This window comes from Salinivibrio sp. ML323 (assembly GCF_001995745.1).
Lineage (GTDB): Bacteria > Pseudomonadota > Gammaproteobacteria > Enterobacterales > Vibrionaceae > Salinivibrio > Salinivibrio kushneri.
In genome coordinates this window covers 1-19,425 of sequence record NZ_MUES01000026.1, presented here as the reverse complement: position 1 = coordinate 19,425, position 19,425 = coordinate 1, and the positions used below count along the sequence as shown (strand labels likewise).

18 protein-coding genes and 1 rRNA gene are annotated in these 19,425 nt (G+C 50.3%); 13 read left to right on the top strand and 6 right to left on the bottom strand.

Annotation, left to right across the window (positions count from 1 at the left end; all coding sequences use genetic code 11):
• Positions 1-11: 11 nt before the first annotated feature.
• The 10 genes from BZG13_RS12465 to BZG13_RS12420 all read left to right on the top strand — a co-directional run bounded on the left by BZG13_RS12465 (position 12) and on the right by BZG13_RS12420 (position 12,121).
• Positions 12-521 (top strand): OmpH family outer membrane protein, encoded by a 510-nt coding sequence (locus tag BZG13_RS12465; protein WP_069363547.1) that lies wholly within the window; start codon positions 12-14, stop codon positions 519-521.
• Positions 522-535: 14 nt separating this feature from the next.
• Positions 536-1,561 carry a UDP-3-O-(3-hydroxymyristoyl)glucosamine N-acyltransferase gene (gene lpxD, locus BZG13_RS12460; RefSeq protein ID WP_077486853.1) on the top strand — a complete coding sequence of 342 codons (1,026 nt, stop codon included), beginning with the start codon at positions 536-538 and terminating at the stop codon, positions 1,559-1,561.
• Positions 1,562-1,644: 83 nt separating this feature from the next.
• A complete protein-coding gene (gene fabZ, locus BZG13_RS12455; protein ID WP_069363579.1) occupies positions 1,645-2,097 on the top strand; it encodes a 3-hydroxyacyl-ACP dehydratase FabZ in 453 nt (150 codons plus the stop codon).
• Between the two features lie 2 nt (positions 2,098-2,099).
• On the top strand, positions 2,100-2,888 hold the full coding sequence (lpxA, locus tag BZG13_RS12450; RefSeq protein WP_077486852.1) for an acyl-ACP--UDP-N-acetylglucosamine O-acyltransferase: 789 nt from the start codon (positions 2,100-2,102) through the stop codon (positions 2,886-2,888).
• Entirely contained in the window at positions 2,888-4,042 is a 1,155-nt protein-coding gene (lpxB, locus tag BZG13_RS12445; RefSeq protein ID WP_077486851.1) for a lipid-A-disaccharide synthase, read from the top strand. Before lpxA ends, lpxB begins: the two co-directional genes overlap by 1 nt.
• A complete protein-coding gene (gene rnhB, locus BZG13_RS12440; protein ID WP_077458471.1) occupies positions 4,035-4,634 on the top strand; it encodes a ribonuclease HII in 600 nt (199 codons plus the stop codon). The genes lpxB and rnhB overlap by 8 nt, the downstream gene beginning before the upstream one ends.
• A 42-nt stretch (positions 4,635-4,676) precedes the next feature.
• The gene (gene dnaE, locus BZG13_RS12435; protein WP_077486850.1) at positions 4,677-8,156 is read left to right on the top strand and encodes a DNA polymerase III subunit alpha; all 3,480 of its coding nucleotides are present in this window, start codon (positions 4,677-4,679) and stop codon (positions 8,154-8,156) included.
• Between the two features lie 55 nt (positions 8,157-8,211).
• The gene (accA, locus tag BZG13_RS12430) at positions 8,212-9,171 is read left to right on the top strand and encodes an acetyl-CoA carboxylase carboxyl transferase subunit alpha (RefSeq protein ID WP_077486849.1); all 960 of its coding nucleotides are present in this window, start codon (positions 8,212-8,214) and stop codon (positions 9,169-9,171) included.
• Positions 9,172-9,265: 94 nt separating this feature from the next.
• The gene (gene tilS / locus BZG13_RS12425) at positions 9,266-10,576 is read left to right on the top strand and encodes a tRNA lysidine(34) synthetase TilS (protein WP_108743518.1); all 1,311 of its coding nucleotides are present in this window, start codon (positions 9,266-9,268) and stop codon (positions 10,574-10,576) included.
• A gap of 195 nt (positions 10,577-10,771) precedes the next feature.
• Positions 10,772-12,121 (top strand): sodium-dependent transporter, encoded by a 1,350-nt coding sequence (locus BZG13_RS12420; RefSeq protein ID WP_069363554.1) that lies wholly within the window; start codon positions 10,772-10,774, stop codon positions 12,119-12,121.
• 77 nt (positions 12,122-12,198) lie between these two features.
• Here BZG13_RS12420 and BZG13_RS12415 read toward each other — a convergent pair whose 3' ends face one another.
• The 4 genes from BZG13_RS12415 to BZG13_RS12400 all read right to left on the bottom strand — a co-directional run bounded on the left by BZG13_RS12415 (position 12,199) and on the right by BZG13_RS12400 (position 14,760).
• Complete coding sequence (locus BZG13_RS12415) at positions 12,199-12,387, bottom strand: DUF4250 domain-containing protein (RefSeq protein ID WP_046074193.1); 189 nt, start codon at positions 12,385-12,387, stop codon at positions 12,199-12,201.
• Between the two features lies 1 nt (position 12,388).
• Complete coding sequence (locus tag BZG13_RS12410) at positions 12,389-12,592, bottom strand: YaeP family protein (RefSeq protein ID WP_069363555.1); 204 nt, start codon at positions 12,590-12,592, stop codon at positions 12,389-12,391.
• Between the two features lie 62 nt (positions 12,593-12,654).
• The gene (locus BZG13_RS12405) at positions 12,655-13,509 is read right to left on the bottom strand and encodes a GGDEF domain-containing protein (protein ID WP_077486847.1); all 855 of its coding nucleotides are present in this window, start codon (positions 13,507-13,509) and stop codon (positions 12,655-12,657) included.
• A gap of 120 nt (positions 13,510-13,629) precedes the next feature.
• Positions 13,630-14,760: a patatin-like phospholipase family protein gene (locus tag BZG13_RS12400; RefSeq protein WP_077486846.1), complete on the bottom strand. Its 1,131-nt coding sequence runs from the start codon at positions 14,758-14,760 to the stop codon at positions 13,630-13,632.
• Between the two features lie 165 nt (positions 14,761-14,925).
• On the opposite strand from BZG13_RS12400, the gene BZG13_RS12395 reads away from it, so the two are divergent.
• Positions 14,926-15,546, top strand: a complete 621-nt coding sequence (locus tag BZG13_RS12395) for a superoxide dismutase (RefSeq protein ID WP_077486845.1) — start codon at positions 14,926-14,928, stop codon at positions 15,544-15,546.
• Positions 15,547-15,597: 51 nt separating this feature from the next.
• On the opposite strand, the gene BZG13_RS12390 is transcribed toward BZG13_RS12395, so the two are convergent.
• A complete protein-coding gene (locus BZG13_RS12390; RefSeq protein WP_077486844.1) occupies positions 15,598-17,313 on the bottom strand; it encodes a proline--tRNA ligase in 1,716 nt (571 codons plus the stop codon).
• Between the two features lie 44 nt (positions 17,314-17,357).
• A complete protein-coding gene (gene tsaA, locus BZG13_RS12385) occupies positions 17,358-18,083 on the bottom strand; it encodes a tRNA (N6-threonylcarbamoyladenosine(37)-N6)-methyltransferase TrmO (protein ID WP_077486843.1) in 726 nt (241 codons plus the stop codon).
• 121 nt (positions 18,084-18,204) lie between these two features.
• On the opposite strand from tsaA, the gene gmhB reads away from it, so the two are divergent.
• On the top strand, positions 18,205-18,759 hold the full coding sequence (gmhB, locus tag BZG13_RS12380) for a D-glycero-beta-D-manno-heptose 1,7-bisphosphate 7-phosphatase (RefSeq protein WP_077486842.1): 555 nt from the start codon (positions 18,205-18,207) through the stop codon (positions 18,757-18,759).
• 570 nt (positions 18,760-19,329) lie between these two features.
• Positions 19,330-19,425: ribosomal RNA gene (locus BZG13_RS12370) — 16S ribosomal RNA — on the top strand; the annotation flags it as partial.

The following is a 19,425-nucleotide window of genomic DNA, read 5'->3' as shown; positions in this document are numbered from 1 at the left end:
AGGAGACTATTGTGAAATCATTTTTGAAAGCAGCGGGACTGAGTGTCGCGGTATTGACAACGTCCATGTACGCATCAGCGGCTGATGCTGCACAGAAGGTGGGCTACGTATCAACCGGGGCCGTGATGTCGCAACTGGCGAAGAAAAACAACCTCAATGAGAAGCTACGCGGTGAATTTAAAGACCGAGTGGCCGAAATTGAACGCTTGAAAGAGAAGCTCTCTGAAGGCGTAGAGAAGCTCAAGCGTAATGGTGAGCTGATGAGTGAAGACGAGCGCGTGAAGCTGCAGCGCAAACTCCAATCGATGGAGTCGGATTACAAGCTGAAAGTGAAAGCGCTTCAAGAAGATCAACGCAAGCGTGGTGGTCAAGAAGAGTCTAAACTAGTCAAAAAGCTCAAGACAGCGGTTGACCAAGTAGCCGAGCAAGAAGGCTATGACATGGTGATTGATGCTAATGCCGTTTTATACGCCAACCCAAGTGATGACTTATCTGAAAAAGTGATCAACGCAGTTAAATAACCGTCGAGGAGCCCATGGTTTCGATTACTCTCGCTGAATTAGCGGATAAACTGGATGCACAGCTCCACGGAGATGGCGCTGTAACGATAAACTCGCTTGCAGGGATGAATTCAGCGGGAGAAGGGCAAATTACCTTCTTATCCAGCCCTAAATACCGTAAAAACTTGTCACTGTGCCGCGCCAGTGCTGTGATGCTAAAAGAGGGCGATCTGTCGTATTGCCAAGGCAACGCCTTGGTCGTGTCAGACCCCTATTTGGCTTACGCCAAAGTGGCACAGATTCTCGACTCGACGCCCGCTTGTGCCACCGATATTGCCGCATCCGCGGTGGTGGCTGACGATGCGGTGTTGGGAGAGGGCGTGGCAATTGGCCCGAATGCGGTGATTGAATCTGGCGCGCTTATTGGCGATGGAGCACAAATCGGTGCGGGTTGCTTTATCGGTAAAGGGGCAAAAGTGGGCGCGCGTACCAAACTTTGGGCGAATGTCACGCTTTATCATGAGGTAGTGATAGGGCAGGACTGCTTGATTCAAGCGGGTACCGTGATCGGTGCGGACGGGTTTGGCTATGCCAATGATAAAGGCAAGTGGGTGAAAATCCCTCAGCTTGGCCGCGTTGTGATCGGGGATCGCGTCGAAATTGGTGCGTGTACCACCATTGACCGTGGGGCATTGGATGATACCGAAATTGCTGATGGAGTGATTATCGACAACCAGTGCCAGATTGCGCATAATGTGACGATCGGTGAGAACACAGCAATCGCGGGTGCCACTGTGATGGCAGGCAGTCTCAAAGTAGGCAAACACTGCATCATCGGCGGCGCCAGCGTGTTTAATGGCCATATGGAAATCACAGATAACGTGACCATCACGGGAATGGCGATGGTGATGCGGCCAATCACTGAGCCGGGCATGTATTCGTCCGGCATTCCGTTGCAGCCCAACCGCGAGTGGCGGAAGACTGCCGCACGTGTACTCAAGATTGATGAGATGCACAAGCGGCTCAAAGAGCTGGAAAATCAGCTCGATAAACAAGATTAACGCCGAGATGACAGGCCCGCCTTAGTAACGCGGGCCGTTTTGCGTTAATGAAGTCAATATTGGATTTGAACGGGAATACTACCTTGACTCGCGAAAACAAAGTTCTACATATCAACGAAATCAAAGAGCTGTTACCACATCGCTATCCTTTTTTGTTGATTGATCGCGTTATCGATTTTGAAGAAGGGCAATACCTTCACGCGATTAAAAACATCACTGTTAATGAGCCGCAATTTACGGGTCATTTCCCGCAGTTGCCTGTTTTACCAGGCGTACTCATTCTAGAGGCCATGGCGCAAGCAACAGGCTTATTGGCATTTAAGACCTTCGGTAAGCCGAAAGACAACGAGCTATACTACTTTGCAAGCATTGATAATGCGAAATTCCGCCGTCCGGTTTCACCGGGCGACCAATTGGTGCTTGAGGTGGAGTTTATTAGAGAGCGTCGAGGTATTGCGGCCTTTAATGGGGTCGCGAAAGTAGATGGCGAGGTTGTCTGCTCGGCGGAACTGAAGTGCGCAAGAAGAGAGATCTAATTGTGATCCACGAAACGGCTTACATTCACCCCACTGCGGTTGTCGAAGACGGCGTCGTATTGGGCGAAAATGTCAACATTGGCGCTTTTTCTTATATTGGCGAAGGGGTTGAAATCGGCGCGGGCACCGAGGTGATGACACATGTCGTGATCAAAGGCCCGACCCGTATCGGCGCAGATAACCGCATTTATCAATTCGCGTCCATTGGTGAGGCGTGCCAAGATCTCAAATATGCTGGGGAGCCAACCACGCTAGAAATTGGTGATCGCAACACCATTCGTGAAAGCGTGACCATGCATCGTGGTACGGTCCAAGATAAAGGCGAAACCAAAGTTGGTAGTGACAACCTGTTTATGATTAATGCCCACGTCGCCCATGATTGTGTGGTCGGTAATCATTGTATTTTTGCCAACAACGCCACCTTAGCGGGCCACGTTCATGTCGATGATTATGCGATTGTCGGTGGCATGTCCGCCATTCACCAGTTCTGCGTCATTGGTAGTCACGCGATGCTCGGTGGCGGATCGATAGTCGTACAAGATGTTCCGCCTTATGTGATGGCACAGGRCAATCATTGCGCGCCATTTGGCATTAATGTTGAAGGGCTCAAACGCCGTGGCTTTGAAAAGTCCTCCATCCGGGCGATTCGCTCGGTGTACAAAAACATGTATCGCTCAGGCAAAACACTGGAAGAAGTGAAAAAAGAGCTGGCCGAGCAAGCGGATAGTGAGCCGGCACTAGCGCTGTTTATTGACTTTTTTGAGCGTTCGACGCGAGGCGTTATTCGTTGATGTTACCCAGTGAACGCCCATTACGTGTTGGAATTGTCGCCGGGGAAATCTCCGGCGATGTTTTAGGTGAAGGCCTAATCAAAGCGATGCGGGCTCAACATCCTCATGTTGAGTTTGTCGGCATTGGGGGGCCAAGAATGATGGCTCAAGGCTGCCATAGCTTATTCGATATGGAAGAGCTGTCGGTCATGGGGCTGGTAGAAGTGCTGGGACGGCTACCACGTTTGCTGAAAGTAAAAACGGCGTTGGTTAAGCACTTTACCGTCAATCCGCCAGATGTCTTCATCGGTATCGATGCCCCGGATTTTAATCTGCGCCTCGAGGCGTCGTTAAAACAAGCGGGGATAAAAACCGTCCATTATGTTAGCCCATCAGTGTGGGCATGGCGGCAAAAGCGGATTTTTAAGATTGCCGCGGCAACGGATCTGGTTCTGGCTTTTTTACCTTTCGAGAAAGCGTTTTACGATAAGTTCGACGTGCCTTGTGCCTTTGTCGGCCACACTATGGCCGATAGCATTCCGATGCAGGTGGATAAACTCGCCGCGCAGCGCGTGCTTGGGCTGGATAGCAGCAAGCGCTGGCTAGCTGTGCTACCCGGTAGCCGTGGCAGTGAAATGTCGATGTTAGCCCCGCCGTTTATAAAAGCGTGTCAGCAACTGGCAGCACGACACCCTGATCTGGGCTTTGTGGTGGCGCTTGTTAACGAGACTCGACGCCAGCAATTTGAACAGATCTGGCAGACGATTGCGCCTGAACTGTCATTTACGCTGGTTGACGATACGGCGCGCCAAGTGATTAGCGCGGCTGACTCGGTATTACTTGCCTCGGGCACAGTCGCGTTGGAGTGTATGTTACTGAAGCGTCCGATGGTGGTAGGATACAAAGTCAAGCCTGTCACGGCATGGCTTGCCAAACGCTTGTTGAAAACAAAGTATGTATCCTTACCCAATATTCTCGCTGACGCACCTTTAGTGCCTGAATTGCTGCAAGAAGAGTGTCAACCAGAGGCGTTAGCAGATGCGGTTAGCGCTCAGCTTGATAGTGATAACCAAGCATTGTTGACCACCTTTACTGAGTTGCATCACACTATCCGAAAAGATGCGGATACGTCTGCAGCCAATGCCGTATTAACTTTATTAGATGACCATGACTGAACACGCTTTTCAATACCCTGACGCACAGCTTATCGCGGGGGTCGACGAAGTCGGACGTGGGCCCTTGGTCGGTGCCGTGGTCACTGCCGCGGTGATTCTCGATCCCGCGCAGCCTATTGTGGGTTTGACAGATTCGAAAAAACTGAGCGAGAAAAAGCGTCTTGCCTTGTATGATGAAATCAAACAAAAAGCCTTGGCTTGGTCAGTCGGGCGCGCAGAGCCTGATGAAATCGATTCGCTGAATATTTTACATGCCACCATGCTGGCGATGCAGCGCGCGGTTGATGGCTTGTCGGTGACGCCGGATTACGCATTAATTGACGGCAACCGGGTGCCACCCTTGTCGATGCCAGCTGAGGCTGTGGTGAAAGGTGACTTGCGGGTCGCAGAAATTAGCGCCGCCTCGATCTTGGCAAAAGTCGATCGTGACCATGAAATGGCTATGTTGGACGCCGCTTATCCGAATTATGGGTTTGCGCAACACAAGGGCTATCCCACCAAGGTCCACATGGCAGCGTTAGCCGAGCATGGCGCATTACCTATGCACCGTAAAAGTTTTAAACCCGTTAAGCGCGCACTGGGCATTGACTAGTCGTGTGATCCCAGCCCTTATTACCGTTAAGTAACGAGCCGTATGTCTGAGCCACGTTTTGTCCATTTACGTATTCACAGTGACTTTTCCATGGTTGATGGTTTGTCCAAGGTGCCACCACTGGTAAAAAAAGTGGCGGAAATGGGCATGCCTGCCATGGCGCTGACTGACTTTAGCAACCTGTGTGGGTTGGTTAAGTTCTATAACACTGCCAACAATGTCGGTGTGAAGCCGATAATTGGCGCTGATTTTTTGGTGCAATCGGAGGCGTTTGGCGAGGAGCTTTGTCAGCTGACCTTATTAGCGACCGACAAAACGGGCTATAAGAACCTGACCTTGCTGATCTCCAAGGCCTACTTACGTGGACATATTCAGCATCGCCCAGTGATCGATCAGCAATGGCTGATTGAGCATTCGGAAGGGTTGATTGTGTTATCCGGCGGCTGCCGTGGTGACTTGGGAAAAGCCTTGCTTAAAGGCAATCAAGCGCTGGCAAAAGAGTGTGCTCACTTTTACCAGACCTATTTCCCGGATGCGTATTACATGGAGCTGGTGCGCACTGGGCGCCAGGATGAAGAAGTCTATCTTCACTTTGCGGTTGATTTTGCCGCCGAGCATGACTTGCCTGTGGTGGCGACCAATGAAGTCTGCTTCATTTCATCTGAGGAGTTTGATGCGCATGAGATCCGGGTTGCGATTCATGATGGTTTCACGCTCGATGATCCTCGTCGTCCCAAGAAATACAGCGCCGAACAGTATTTGCGTACCGAGCAAGAGATGTGTGAGCTCTTCGCGGATATTCCCGAGGCATTGACCAATAGCGTAGAGATAGCCAAGCGTTGTAACGTGCCGGTGCGATTGGATGAGTACTTTTTGCCGAACTTCCCCACAGAGGGAATGGAAATTGATCAATACTTGGTCAAGCGCTCACAAGAAGGCTTGGAAGCGCGTCTTGCCTTTCTCTTTCCTGATGAAGCGGAAAGAGCGCGCCGACGCCCCGACTATGATGCACGACTAGAGCGCGAGCTTGGGGTCATCAACCAAATGGGGTTTCCCGGCTACTTTTTGATCGTGATGGAGTTTATCCAATGGTCAAAAGACAATGACATCCCTGTGGGCCCAGGGCGAGGCTCAGGGGCCGGCTCTTTGGTGGCTTATGCGCTAAAAATTACCGACCTCGATCCACTCCAGTTTGATCTCCTCTTCGAGCGCTTTTTGAACCCCGAACGGGTTTCCATGCCCGACTTCGATGTCGACTTTTGCATGGATAAGCGTGATCTAGTGATCGATCACGTCGCTGAAATGTACGGGCGTGATGCGGTATCGCAGATCATTACCTTCGGTACCATGGCGGCGAAAGCCGTGATCCGTGATGTGGGACGCGTGTTAGGGCACCCATATGGCTTTGTGGACCGGATTTCAAAGCTGGTGCCACCCGATCCTGGAATGACCCTCGAGAAAGCCTTTGACGCCGAGCCCCAGTTGGTTGAGGTGTACAACAGCGATGAGGAAGTCAAAGCGCTGATTGACATGGCGCGGATGCTTGAAGGGGTGACCCGAAATGCGGGTAAGCACGCGGGCGGGGTGGTCATATCACCCACCACGATCACCGATTTCGCCCCCCTTTATTGCGACAGTGAAGGGCATCATCCGGTCACGCAGTTTGATAAAAACGACGTTGAAACCGCCGGTCTCGTGAAGTTTGACTTCTTGGGTCTGCGGACGCTGACCATCATCGACTGGGCGCTGGGGATGATAAATCCGCGCTTACAGCGTCAAGGGAAAGATCCCATTGATATCGCCGCGATCCCGATGGCTGATCAACCTTCATTTGAAATGCTGCGCAAAGCCGAGACGACTGCCGTCTTCCAGCTGGAATCGCGGGGCATGAAGGAGCTGATTAAACGGCTTCAGCCTGATTGCTTTGAAGATATGATCGCTTTGGTGGCCTTGTTCCGTCCTGGCCCGTTGCAATCAGGGATGGTGGATAACTTTATCGACCGTAAGCATGGCCGTGAAGTCGTGTCTTACCCGGATGAAAAATGGCAACACGACTCGTTGAAAGAAACGCTTGAGCCCACCTATGGCATCATTCTCTATCAAGAGCAGGTGATGCAGATCGCTCAGACACTCGCAGGCTATACGCTCGGCGGCGCGGACTTGTTGCGTCGTGCCATGGGTAAGAAAAAGCCAGAAGAAATGGCCAAGCAGCGAGACATTTTTGAAAAAGGGGCAATCGCCAACGGCATTGATGGCGAGCTAGCGATGCGGATCTTTGATTTGGTAGAGAAGTTCGCTGGCTATGGTTTCAACAAATCGCACTCCGCCGCTTACGCACTGGTCTCATATCAAACACTGTGGTTAAAAGCGCATTACCCCGCGGAATTCATGGCGGCGGTAATGACCGCAGACATGGATAACACGGATAAAGTCGTGGGGCTGGTGGAAGAGTGTCGGCGCATGAAACTGACGGTTTTACCGCCGGATGTGAATGCTGGATTGCACCATTTCACCGTCAACGAGCAAGGGGAAATTGTTTACGGTATTGGGGCGATAAAAGGGGTCGGCGAAGGCCCTATCGATACCATTGTTGCTGCGCGTGAGCAAGACGGTTATTTCCGAGACTTGTTTGATTTTTGTGCTCGCATTGATACCAAAAAAGTTAATAAACGAGTGATTGAACGCCTCATCCGTGCCGGTGCCATGGACAAACTCGGCCCTCATCGTGCGGCGATGATGGCCTCGGTCGATGAAGCTATTCGTGCTGCGAGCCAACATCACCAAGCGGAAGCCTACGGGCAAACCGATATGTTTGGGGTGTTGACTGATGCCCCCGAAGAAGTAGAGCATGCCTATGCACACGCTGACCCATGGCCAGATAAAGTATGGCTAGAAGGGGAGCGAGAAACACTGGGCTTGTATTTGACCGGCCATCCGGTCAACAGCTATCGCAAAGAGTTAAAAAACTACATCACGTGGCGGTTAGAAGATGCCCATGCAACCAAGCGTGATGTGGTCTCGACGGTAGCAGGGTTAGTGATCGCTGCACGGGTAATGACCACCAAACGGGGGTCACGATTAGGGATCTTAACCCTTGATGATCGCTCGGGGCGCATGGAAGTGATGCTTTTTTCTGATGTGCTCGACAAATATCTTGACTTGGTGGAGAAAGATCGGATTTTAGTGGTCTCAGGACAGGTCAGCTTTGATGACTTCAACGGGGGGCTTAAAATGACCGCCCGTGAAGTGATGGACATTAGTCAGGCGCGGGAAAAGTATGCGCGTTGTTTAGGGATTTCGATGACCTCGGATCAGGTCGATGCGTCCTTTTTTGAACGATTTCATGATGCACTGGCACCCTACCGCTCCGGTACAGTACCTGTGAATCTTTACTATCAGCGCGACGATGCGCGCGCGCGGTTACGCTTAGGCGCAGAGTGGCGCGTAACGCCAACCGATGAATTAATCGACACCTTGAAAGGCTTGCTCGGTCAAGAGCAGGTCGAATTAGAGTTTAACTAAGCCAGGCTGGTGACGTGTCGCGTACACTGGCGGTGACCAATAGGATTCTCTTGGTATGAGTCTTAATTTTTTAGAGTTTGAACAACCTATCGCAGAATTAGAAGCCAAAATTGAGGCCCTTCGCGCTGTTTCCAAGCGGGGTGGAGAAGACGCGGTTAACTTGGATAAAGAGATTGAACAACTGGAAACAAAAAGCCTAGAGCTGACGCGAAAAATCTTTGGTGATTTAGGCGCGTGGCAGGTGGCACAACTTGCGCGTCACCCGCAGCGCCCATATACCTACGACTATCTGGATCGCATTTTCCATGAGTTTGATGAATTGGCTGGCGACCGCGCCTATGCTGACGACAAAGCATTGGTGGGAGGAATGGCGCGATTAGAAGGGCGTCCTGTGATGGTGATTGGTCACCAAAAAGGGCGAGACACCAATGAAAAGGTCAAGCGTAACTTTGGTATGCCCAAGCCCGAGGGCTACCGCAAAGCACTGCGCCTGATGAAAATGGCCGAGCGTTTTAATATGCCGGTGATTACCTTTATCGATACCGCAGGCGCTTACCCAGGTGTCGGAGCCGAGGAGCGAGGCCAATCAGAGGCGATTGCACGTAACCTTAAAGAAATGGCCGGCCTGACTGTCCCTGTGATTTGTAATGTGGTCGGTGAAGGTGGTTCTGGTGGTGCGTTGGCGATTGGTGTGGGGGATTATGTCAATATGCTGCAGTACTCCACCTACTCGGTGATCTCCCCCGAGGGTTGTGCATCTATTTTGTGGCGTGATGCTGCAAAAGCGCCGCAAGCGGCTGATGCGATGGGGATAACCGCCCCTCGCCTCAAAGAGCTTGGCTTGATTGATAGTGTGATCACTGAGCCTCTGGGGGGTGCACACCGCGACATTAACGCGATGGCGGATAGCATTAAGCAAACACTGCTTACCCAGCTAAGCGATTTAGACAGTCTTGATACCGAAAGCTTGCGGGATCGCCGCTATCAGCGCTTGCTCAATTACGGTTACTGCTAATCGTGATGGAATGCACTGCGATAAAGGGCCTGCGGGCCCTTTTCTTTTACGTAAAGGGCGGCAACAATGACACATTATATAATGATGAATGGCTATGCTTTACCATCAACTGAGTGACACATTAGCCCCGCTGACATCGACACCGCGACAGGTGGTACTGGCGCTCAGTGGCGGATTAGACTCTCGCGTGTTGCTAGCATTATTGACGCAGTATCGCGACCAGCACCCCCAACATGATTATCTTGTGGTTCATGTTCATCACGGTTTGCATCCCGATGCGGATAAATGGGCTGAGCTGTGCCAAATGTGGGCGGACAACGCCGGATTTCGCTGCAGGGTAGAACGGGTGAGCTTGGATACGTCGCTCAGTGTGGAACATGCGGCGAGACAAGCAAGGTATCAGGCGATCGCGCACCTGCTTAAGCCCAATGGACTGGTGTTAACCGCCCAGCACAGTGATGATCAGGTTGAAACCTTTTTCCTCGCCCTCAAACGCGGCAGTGGCTTGGAAGGGTTAGCTGGGATGCCAGCGGTGCGTGCTCTGGGTCAGGGCTATCTGGTACGTCCTTTTTTGACGCTATCAAGAGCGAGCCTTGAGGCATATGCGCGCCAACACCAACTCGATTGGGTGGACGATCCGAGCAACCAAGACACGCGCTTTGATCGCAATTTTTTGCGTCAGCACTGGTTACCGCAAGCGGATGCTCGTTGGCCTGGCTTTCGTAAAGCCGTTGAGCGCACCCAGCGCTTGTGTGGTGAACAAGCGTCCTTATTGGCGCGATTGATAGAGCCTATGGTGACACAAGCGGAGACAGAAGCGGGCAGCCTGGCTATTACCGCGTTACCACAGAACGACTTAGCACTCACGCAGGCCATGCTGCGCCATTGGCTAAAGCGTCACAGTATTACCTTGACGCAAGCACAGTTACAGACATTGCTCTTTGATGTCATCAACGCTAAACCGGATGCCAACCCGAGCTTGAGCGTGGGCACGGTGAGTATTCGCCGCTTCCAGCAACAGCTTTATATCGTGCTGCCTTATGCCGATTTATCCCAATGGCAGGGCACATTGACGCCAGAAACACCGTTAGCACTGCCAGATGGACTGGGTACCTTGTACTTACTGCCTTATTCGTCGACAGAGAAAGGGCTCGCGCTGGGAAATCTCACGTCGCGGGCACTGCGTGTACACTTTAACCCTCGTGGCTTATCGATTCATCCTGCCGGCCGACAAGGGCGCCGAAAGCTAAAAAAACTCTACCAAGAAGCCGAGATCCCCAGCTGGTTACGTCGACGCCAACCGATTATTTGCGATGGCGAGACAGTGGTGGCCATTGCCGATAGGTATGTTAGTCAGGCCGCAAGCGGTAAACAATGGCGGCTTGTTTGGCAGCATGAGTCTTAATCTCCCTGTCATCCGGCGCGATTCGCTCACTTGACATCGCTCGCTCACCAGGTGCTAGAGCAAACGTCGGGCGAGTTGGATGAGATCAGAATACTGAACGGGTGATGATTAATTGAGCAGTTAGACTATCTTATCTTGCTTAATCGTGACGAATTACTTAATGTACTAGTCTAATGATACACAAGGTAAGCAGTAATGGCATCAAGTCGCGAATTATTCGGTACTAGGATTGGCTTTGTTCTGGCTGCAGCAGGGGCTGCAGTGGGACTGGGTAATATTTGGGGATTTCCCACTCAAGCGGCCAGTAATGGCGGTGGCGCGTTTTTACTCGTCTACTTGTTAATGATTTTGCTGGTGGCATTTCCCATGTTGGTGGTGGAAATGGCGATTGGCCGTCATGGGCGTGCGAACCCACTGGATAGCATGCGTGCACTCAGTGATAATCCTTTGATGAAGCGCTTAGGAAGCGGTGTGGGTTTAGTGGGACTGGCCGTTCCTTGTATGGTGCTGGCGTTCTATAGCATTGTTGGGGGCTGGTTAGTGTCTTTTCTCCTTGCGGCGGTTGCAGAGATCTTACACTTTACCGACGCGGCAGCATGGTTAAAAGGCTTCTCGGCTTCACGTAACTTGTTTGGCGCTATCCTCTTTTATGTGTTGACGATCTTTATCGTGCAAGCAGGTGTGAAACAAGGGATTGAACGTTGGTCGACGCGGTTGATGCCCGCATTATTCGTGCTGTTTGCCGCGATGTTTATCTACATCATGACACTTCCTGGCGCGACTGAGGGCTTAAAGCACTACCTTATTCCTGACTTCTCCAAGATCATGGACAGAGATCTGCTCTTGGCCGCGATGGGACAAGGCTTTTTCTCGCTGACCATTGGTGGGTGCTCGATGCTGATTTATGGCTCTTATCTGAGTCAGAAAGAAAATCTGCCTAAGATGGCATTGAGCGTCACGCTGGTCGATACCGCGGTGGCAGTTATTGCTGGTCTGGTGGTGCTACCTGCCATGTTTGTTGCCATGCACCAAGGCGTAGAAATATACGCCCAAGATGGCAGCTTGCTGAGTGCCGATACGCTGGTATTTACCGTGTTACCTTTGCTGTTTGAAAGCCTCGGAGCGGCAGGGCCTTACGTGTCTTTGGTCTTTTTCTTACTGATGACTATTGCGGCGCTGACCTCTTCGATTTCTATGCTCGAGTGCCCGGTTGCTCTTGCCAGTGAACGACTAGGCTCAAGCCGTAAAATCACCAGTTGGGTGCTGGGTGGTCTGATTGCCGCGTTTAGTGCGGTGATTGTCTTCCATTTCGGTACCTTGTTTGGTTTGGTGGCGAAAGTGGCGACACAGTACTTCCAGCCCTTTGCAGCGCTATTGTTCTGCTTGTTTGGTGGGTGGATTTGGTCGCGTGACCGCAAATTGTCGGCCTTGCGTGAGGGGTATGCGGATATTGAGCAGAGCCTGTTTTGGAAAATATGGCCTGTCTACGTCAAGTTCGTTTGTCCTATATTAGTGGCGACCGTCCTGTGGGTGTCACTGGGCTAACAAAAGCCGTCGAGATCGCGACCAATAATGAAAAAAGCGGACGAAATGTCCGCTTTTTGCGTTGTATAGACGTTGACTTAACGAAATTGGTTGGCGTCTTCGATATACGTAAAGCCTGCTTCTTCGAGCCGCGTGCACAGTACGGCTTTGTCGATATCATAATAGCGAACCAGATCCTCCAAGCTGTCAAACTCGTCACGTAGCTTCATATTGACAATGCTCATCAGCATGACAGGGTCCATGGTGGCGTAATTGTTTAGATCCATCTTAGTCCTCGTGATCGCTGATCAACAAGTTGGCCGCGGCAAATGCGGCTTGCTCTCGACGCGATTGCTGGATCTCAGTGTCTTGTGCAATATCGTTGAGGGCTTTTAATGCGCAATGGATCGCCGCTGGTATATAGCCTTGCTCGCCACTGCCAATTTCCGCATAGCGTTGGCGAATCAAGTCACAGCAGTCTGCTATTTTCATGGTGTTCTCCTCACGTAATGATGAGGATCACTATACCCAATCTGGTTAGGGAGAGGAAAGCGCTAACGTGCGCGTTTTTGCCGGTACATACTTTGGTCGGCACGTTCATAGAGCGACAAGTTATTATCACCTTGTCGATAGACAGAGAAACCAACTGACGCGCTGATCTGGTGACTTGATAACAAATGATCTTGGCCAACTAAGCTCTTCACTCGTGAGGTCACGTGTTTCACCGAGCTTTTACTGGCAGGTTGCAAGATCACGGCAAACTCATCGCCACCGAGTCGATAGCAACGATCGCTGCCGCGCACAGCTTCTTTGACCAGCAATGAAAAACGGCGTAGTACCTTATCACCATCCAAGTGGCCATAGGTATCATTGACTTGTTTGAAGTTGTCCATATCGAACATCACCATGACCAGACCAATATTTTCCCGTTCACAGACGGCGACGGCATGCTGAAGGTCTTGTTCAAAGCTGGTGCGGTTATGTAGGCCAGTGAGACCATCGAGCAATGCCATGTTTTTCACGCGCGTATATTCAACGGCATTATTCAGCGGGCCGGCGAGCAGCTTGTGATAGGTATGGAGCAAGCTGATTTCATCTGGATCGAGCTTGTAAGGGGTAGAGTATTGCAACACACCCAATGGCTGCTTATTGAACTTGATGGAAAACGTCTGACGAAATGTGTGTTGTACGCCACGACGAATGATGTTGGAGATATCATCATGCTCCCAAATAATGCGCCCAATATCGATCTGCTTTTCTAGTTCACGCGCGTAGACTTCAAACAACACTTTGATATCAAGGTGGCCTTGCAGCTTTTGTAACAACAACAAACGTTTATCGGCACCGAGCGGAACAATCCGCGGGGCGCGATCAGAGTTTGTATATTGTTTGATGTGCGAGGCATTCATGCGTGATCAACTACTCAGTAACAACGTCGGTTTCAATCTATGAAGCAGGTATCGTGCCAGTCTATATATTTTCGCTAATGGCGATGGGTGGATGCGAGTGAGGATACTGTTTTAAAGTAACTAATCTGTCAATAGAGAGAGGATCTCAGCCTGGTGATTGTGTGCATCACGGTAGCCAATGTCAATCAACTGGCGAAGGTATGCCGCCTCAAATAACAGATAACTGGCAAAGGTGGCATCTTGACTGGCATTAATCCCCAAAAGCTTAAGCAAGCTGCGCAATGCGAGTGGCATATGGCTGTAGTAGCGGTTCGCCATGGGTTCAAATGGCTCTGAAGGCCGAAGATGAAGCACATCAATGTGGCGCAGACCTAGACGCTCTTTTTGGTCGGGAGATAAAGCGCTGGCAACCTGATTAAGCCGTTGTAAATGCTCTAAGTCTGCCGAGAGCGTATCCGCAAAGATAGCATTCATTAAATGACCGCCGAGCATCGCTAAACCTGGCGCGGTGTGTTTAATTTGTTCAGGCCGCCGTATTCCTGTGGTCAGATCCAGAATTAAAATCCGCTCCGCGTCCATTTTGACAGCGGGACACAACGGGGAAATTTGGTGAATTGCCCCATCACCATAAAACTCGTGGCCAATCCTGGAGGCAGGAAAAACGAAAGGAATGGCTGAAGAGGCCAGTAAGTGTTCGGTGGAAATTTGACTTCGCTTTCCCACTGCGCGGGCTCTTTCCCACGGTTTGATATGAGATGCGCCTTGAAAGAAACTCACCGATTGCCCCGTTTGGTAGTTTGAGGCAGTGACAGACAAGCCATTTAAATGACCAGCAAGCAATTGATAATTAAGCTTATTAAAGCTGATCGTTTGATTCAGTAATTCTCTTAATGGCCGATTATTGAGCAACCCGAAAGGCTGAGTGGGTTGGTAGTGAGATTGAAAGCGTTGCCCGGTTTGCGACAAAAGATGGCCGATAAGTGCACTGGGCTGACTGGCGAGCACCCGGGAGGTGTTCAATCGATGCCATAGCCAAGACAGTTTTTTGACGCCTAGTCGAAAACATGACGCATAGCTTGCCAAAGATACCGCGTTGATAGCACCGGCGGATGTGCCGCAATAAATGGTAAAGGGACWCGTGTGCACCCGCGGGTACCAGTGGGCGATCGCCGAGAGTACGCCTACTTGGTAAGCGGCTCGTGCACCGCCGCCAGTGAGCACCAAGGCAATTTTGGGTTTGTTTTTCGACATAGGACTACCATTATTACCACGCTAACAGTTTGATTATAGACGCTCTTTCATCTCACGCGCGGCGGTATATCACAGACTCCAAATATCATTAATGATAATGAGGTTGAAAATTGTTATCAATTCGATCTAGGCTGATGGTGTCTTAATCATCGATGGAGCAACACCATGACTTACTCTTTTCCCGATCTTCCTTATGCTTATGATGCGCTAGAGCCCCACATTGATGAGGCAACCATGCGCATTCATCATCAGCGTCACCACAAAACCTATTACGATAAATTTGTTGCGGCGATTGAAGAGACGGCGCGTAATGGTGAATCGCTTGAGACTTTATTTGCTGAGGTTTCAACGCTGCCTGCTGCCATTCGTAATAATGGCGGTGGTTATTACAACCATATGATTTATTGGCAATCGATGACGCCCAACCCTAAGGGGACACCAGAAGGACCGCTCTACGATGCCATTGTAGCGACCTACGGCTCACTCGATGCGTTTAAAGAGGCCTTTAGTCAGGCGGCGATTGGTCAGTTTGGGTCAGGCTTTGCGTGGCTGGTAGTGAAAGAAGATGGACAGCTTGCGATTACATCGACACCTAATCAAGATAATCCATTGATGGATATTGCAGAGGTGAAAGGAGAGCCGCTGTTAGGTTGTGATGTGTGGGAGCATGCTTACTATCTTAACTATCAGAATAAGCGCCCAGATTATGTCAATGCTTGGTGGCAAGTGGTCAATTGGGACTTTGCTGAAAAGGCATACCAAAAAGCACGCGAGGCGATTAGCTGATACAAAAATGCCCCGCAGAGCGGGGCATGACATGCTTGCTTTTGGCGCTATTTAGTCAAGCTTTGACTGAATAAACGTCAGTGCATCGTCAATGGAGAAAGGCACTTTCTCGCCGTCTCGACGATGCTTATACTCGAACACGCCGTTATCCATACTACGCTCACCAATGACGATAGTGTGAGGCACGCCGATAAGTTCAATATCAGAGAACATTACACCTGGACGCTCTTTACGGTCGTCAAAAAGTACCTCAATACCGGCTGCGGTAAGATCGGTGTATAACTTTTCAGCCGCTTCACGGACACGTTCAGATTTGTGCATATTCATCGGGACAATGGCCACCTTGAAAGGCGCGATGGCGTCAGGCCAGATAATACCGTTTTGGTCATGGTTCTGCTCAATCGCTGCAGCCACAACACGCGTAATACCAATGCCGTAACAGCCCATCTCTAACATGGCGTTCTTACCGTCTTGGCCTAGTACGCCAGCATTCATCTTTTGTGAGTAGTTATTGCCCAGCTGGAAGATATGGCCCACTTCGATGCCACGTTTAAACATCAATGTGCCTTTACCACAAGGGCTAGGATCGCCTTCGATGACATTGCGCAGGTCGGCGACTTGACCTAGCTCTACATCGCGTCCCCAATTTATTCCGAAGTAGTGTTTATCGTCGGTGTTTGCACCAGCACCAAAGTCACTCATTACCGCAACACTGCGATCGACGATGAAAGGTGCCGGTAGGTTTACCGGACCCAAAGAGCCAGGACCTGCACCGACAAGCGCACGGATTTCTTCTTCGGTGGCGAAAGTAAGCGGTGCTTCTACCTCAGGTAGATTTTCCGCTTTTACTTCGTTGAGTTCATGATCGCCACGGATGATTAGTGCGATAAGATCGGACTCGACCTGTTCAGACGCTTTGACGAAAAGCGTCTTAACTGTTTTTTCGATCGGGAGATCAAACTGCTCAACCAGTTCAGCAATGGTTTTCGCATTCGGCGTATCGACCAGCGCCATGGCTTGCGTGGGTGAATCGGCTTGCGCCTGAGGGGCGAGCGCTTCGGCTTTTTCAATATTTGCCGCGTAGTCGGACTCGGTTGAAAATGCGATCAGATCTTCACCACTGTCGGCCAGGACATGGAATTCGTGCGAGGCGGAACCACCAATGGCGCCAGTATCAGCCAATACGGCACGGTAGTCTAGCCCCATGCGGTCAAAGATGGCGCAATAAGCCGCGCGCATTTTCTCATAGCTCTGCTCCATACCCGCTTTGTCGATATCGAAGCTGTAGGCGTCTTTCATGGTAAATTCGCGAGAGCGCATGACGCCAAAACGAGGACGTACTTCGTCACGGAACTTGGTTTGGATTTGGTACAAGTTGAGCGGCAATTGCTTGTATGAATTGATTTCGTTGCGCGCCAAGTGCGTAATCACTTCTTCATGCGTGGGGCCTAAAACAAAATCACGTTGATGGCGGTCAGCAATACGTAGCAGCTCAGGACCAAACTTTTCCCAACGCCCCGTTTCTTGCCATAAATCTGCTGGTTGTACGACAGGCATCATGGTTTCGACGGCGCCGGCACGGTTCATTTCTTCGCGAACAATACGCTCGACATGGCGAAGGACGCGAACCCCGGTAGGAAGCCAAGTATAAAGGCCTGAAGCGAGTTTTCGAATCATACCCGCACGCAACATCAGCTGGTGGCTGATAATTTCTGCGTCGCTAGGGGTTTCTTTCAAAGTAGAAAGCAGATATTGACTGGTACGCATGTAAAGTTATCCGTTGATATTGGCGATCAATAAGTCCAAGCATATTAACAGCGTGGGGGAGTTTCGACAAAAGCTTCTATGGTAGCCACCTCTATTTGCTCGTTTTGCACGTAAAACGTGACGTTAAAGTCGAACAGGTGAACAGCATAGCGGCGATTATCCGGTTGACCTTTTCTATAAGCCGGGCGTGGGTCTTGTGCTAAAACGTCAGCGATGACACGTTGATAATAGGCTTGCTGATGGGTTTGAGATAAAGCCAATAAGGCGCGGTCAGAGAAATGAACGTCTAGTGGCGTGGGTTTGGTGTGAGCAAATCCGCCTTGAGCGTCGGGAATACTGTCAGAGTAAGGAATATAGGGCTTAATATCGACAATCGGGGTTTGGTCAACAAGATCGCACCCTCGTAATACCAAGGTTACTTGCCCGCTATCTTGAGTGACATCAACCAGCTCTACCGCCGACATACCAATGCCATTAGGACGAAATGTAGCCCGGCTGGCAAACACACCCATTCTCTCATTCCCCCCTAAACGAGGTGGCCGGACAGTAGGGCGCCATCCCTTATCTAAGTTCTGATCAAAAAGAAAAAGCAACCAAAGGTGAGAGTATTGTYCAATCCCTCGTACGGCGTCGATCTGATTGGCATCCCCCTGTAAGCAGAGATAAGCCAGTGCACTCGGCGCTAAACCAGGWTGACGAGGGACCGCAAACTTCTCTTTAAAAGGAGAGTAAAGCGTGCCGATTGGAGTGATAGAAAACGGGTAACACATAACCAAATAAACCTAAAACAACGTGGATATACTTTAGCATGTGATAGAAGAGGGGAGTATGGATGCAAGTCAGTCTTGGGCGTGACATAATCTCAACATTATTTACCGAGGGGAACAACGCGTGAGTCTTCCAGCCGTTTTTATCGATCGTGATGGTGTCGTTAATGTCGATCACGGTTATGTGTCTAGTATCGATAGCTTTGAATATATTGAGGGTGTGTTCGACGCATGTAGGGCGCTGAAAGAAAGCGGCTATTTACTCGTACTGGTGACCAATCAAGCCGGTATCGCAAGAGGCTACTTTTCGGAGCAAGATTTTTTGCAATTGACCGAATGGATGGATTGGAACTTTGCTGATAAAGGTGTCGATTTTGATGGGATATATTACTGCCCCCATCATGCCAGTGAAGGAGTCGGTGAGTATCGAATTGATTGCGATTGTCGCAAACCCAAGCCGGGTATGTTGATTGATGCCCAGCAAGAGCTTGATATTGATATGTCACGCTCGGTGATGGTGGGAGATAAAGCGGATGATATGAAAGCCGCAGAGTGTGCAGGGGTTGCAACCCGTTTGCTAGTGCGCTCAGGTAAACCTGTCACCGAACAAGGCGTCGCATTAGCAACTGACGTTGTTGACTCTATCGCTGATATACCCGGTTGGCTTGCTAACCATTAAAACGATATACAAACAGCATCTTGGCGATTATTTGTACAGTTAGATTTTTTTCAACAAAAACGCTTGCATCAAAAAAACAAGTCTCTATAATTCGCTTCTCGTTGGCACGGCAAGCCGCGCTAACAACGGCAAAACAGCCAAGCAAACAAAACGCTTGACTCATTGCCTCGGTGGCGTAAAATGCCACACCCGCTCAAGATTGGGCGGCGCTCTTTAACAATTTGACCTATGCAATCTGTGTGGGCACTCGTTAAGAATAGACAAAAAGATTTATTCGATGAACTGAGTGACCAAACGACAACTTTTACAGTTGTTCGGCACAGTCAATTCGTTTGTCTCTTCGGAGATAAACAGTAATCAGTATTCATTGAGCAGTTTCTACGGAAACACCAAACTTAAATTGAAGAGTTTGATCATGGCTCAGATTGAACGCTGGCGGCAGGCCTAACACATGCAAGTCGAGCGGAAACGGCAGTATTGAAGTTGTTCGGCACAGTCAATTCGTTTGTCTCTTCGGAGATAAACAGTAATCAGTATTCATTGAGCAGTTTCTACGGAAACACCAAACTTAAATTGAAGAGTTTGATCATGGCTCAGATTGAACGCTGGCGGCAGGCCTAACACATGCAAGTCGAGCGGAAACGGCAGCATTGAAGCTTCGGTGGA

What these genes read in the sequence shown, in the direction of transcription:
- accA (WP_077486849.1), top strand. Translation starts at nt 8,212, where the DNA reads ATGAGTCTTAATTTTTTAGAGTTTGAACAACCTATCGCAGAATTAGAA.
- tilS (WP_108743518.1), top strand. Translation starts at nt 9,266, where the DNA reads ATGCTTTACCATCAACTGAGTGACACATTAGCCCCGCTGACATCGACA.
- BZG13_RS12405 (WP_077486847.1), bottom strand. Translation starts at nt 13,509, where the DNA reads ATGAATGCCTCGCACATCAAACAATATACAAACTCTGATCGCGCCCCG.
- BZG13_RS12420 (WP_069363554.1), top strand. Translation starts at nt 10,772, where the DNA reads ATGGCATCAAGTCGCGAATTATTCGGTACTAGGATTGGCTTTGTTCTG.
- dnaE (WP_077486850.1), top strand. Translation starts at nt 4,677, where the DNA reads ATGTCTGAGCCACGTTTTGTCCATTTACGTATTCACAGTGACTTTTCC.
- BZG13_RS12395 (WP_077486845.1), top strand. Translation starts at nt 14,926, where the DNA reads ATGACTTACTCTTTTCCCGATCTTCCTTATGCTTATGATGCGCTAGAG.
- BZG13_RS12410 (WP_069363555.1), bottom strand. Translation starts at nt 12,592, where the DNA reads ATGAAAATAGCAGACTGCTGTGACTTGATTCGCCAACGCTATGCGGAA.
- lpxD (WP_077486853.1), top strand. Translation starts at nt 536, where the DNA reads ATGGTTTCGATTACTCTCGCTGAATTAGCGGATAAACTGGATGCACAG.
- rnhB (WP_077458471.1), top strand. Translation starts at nt 4,035, where the DNA reads ATGACTGAACACGCTTTTCAATACCCTGACGCACAGCTTATCGCGGGG.
- lpxB (WP_077486851.1), top strand. Translation starts at nt 2,888, where the DNA reads ATGTTACCCAGTGAACGCCCATTACGTGTTGGAATTGTCGCCGGGGAA.
- BZG13_RS12415 (WP_046074193.1), bottom strand. Translation starts at nt 12,387, where the DNA reads ATGGATCTAAACAATTACGCCACCATGGACCCTGTCATGCTGATGAGC.
- BZG13_RS12390 (WP_077486844.1), bottom strand. Translation starts at nt 17,313, where the DNA reads ATGCGTACCAGTCAATATCTGCTTTCTACTTTGAAAGAAACCCCTAGC.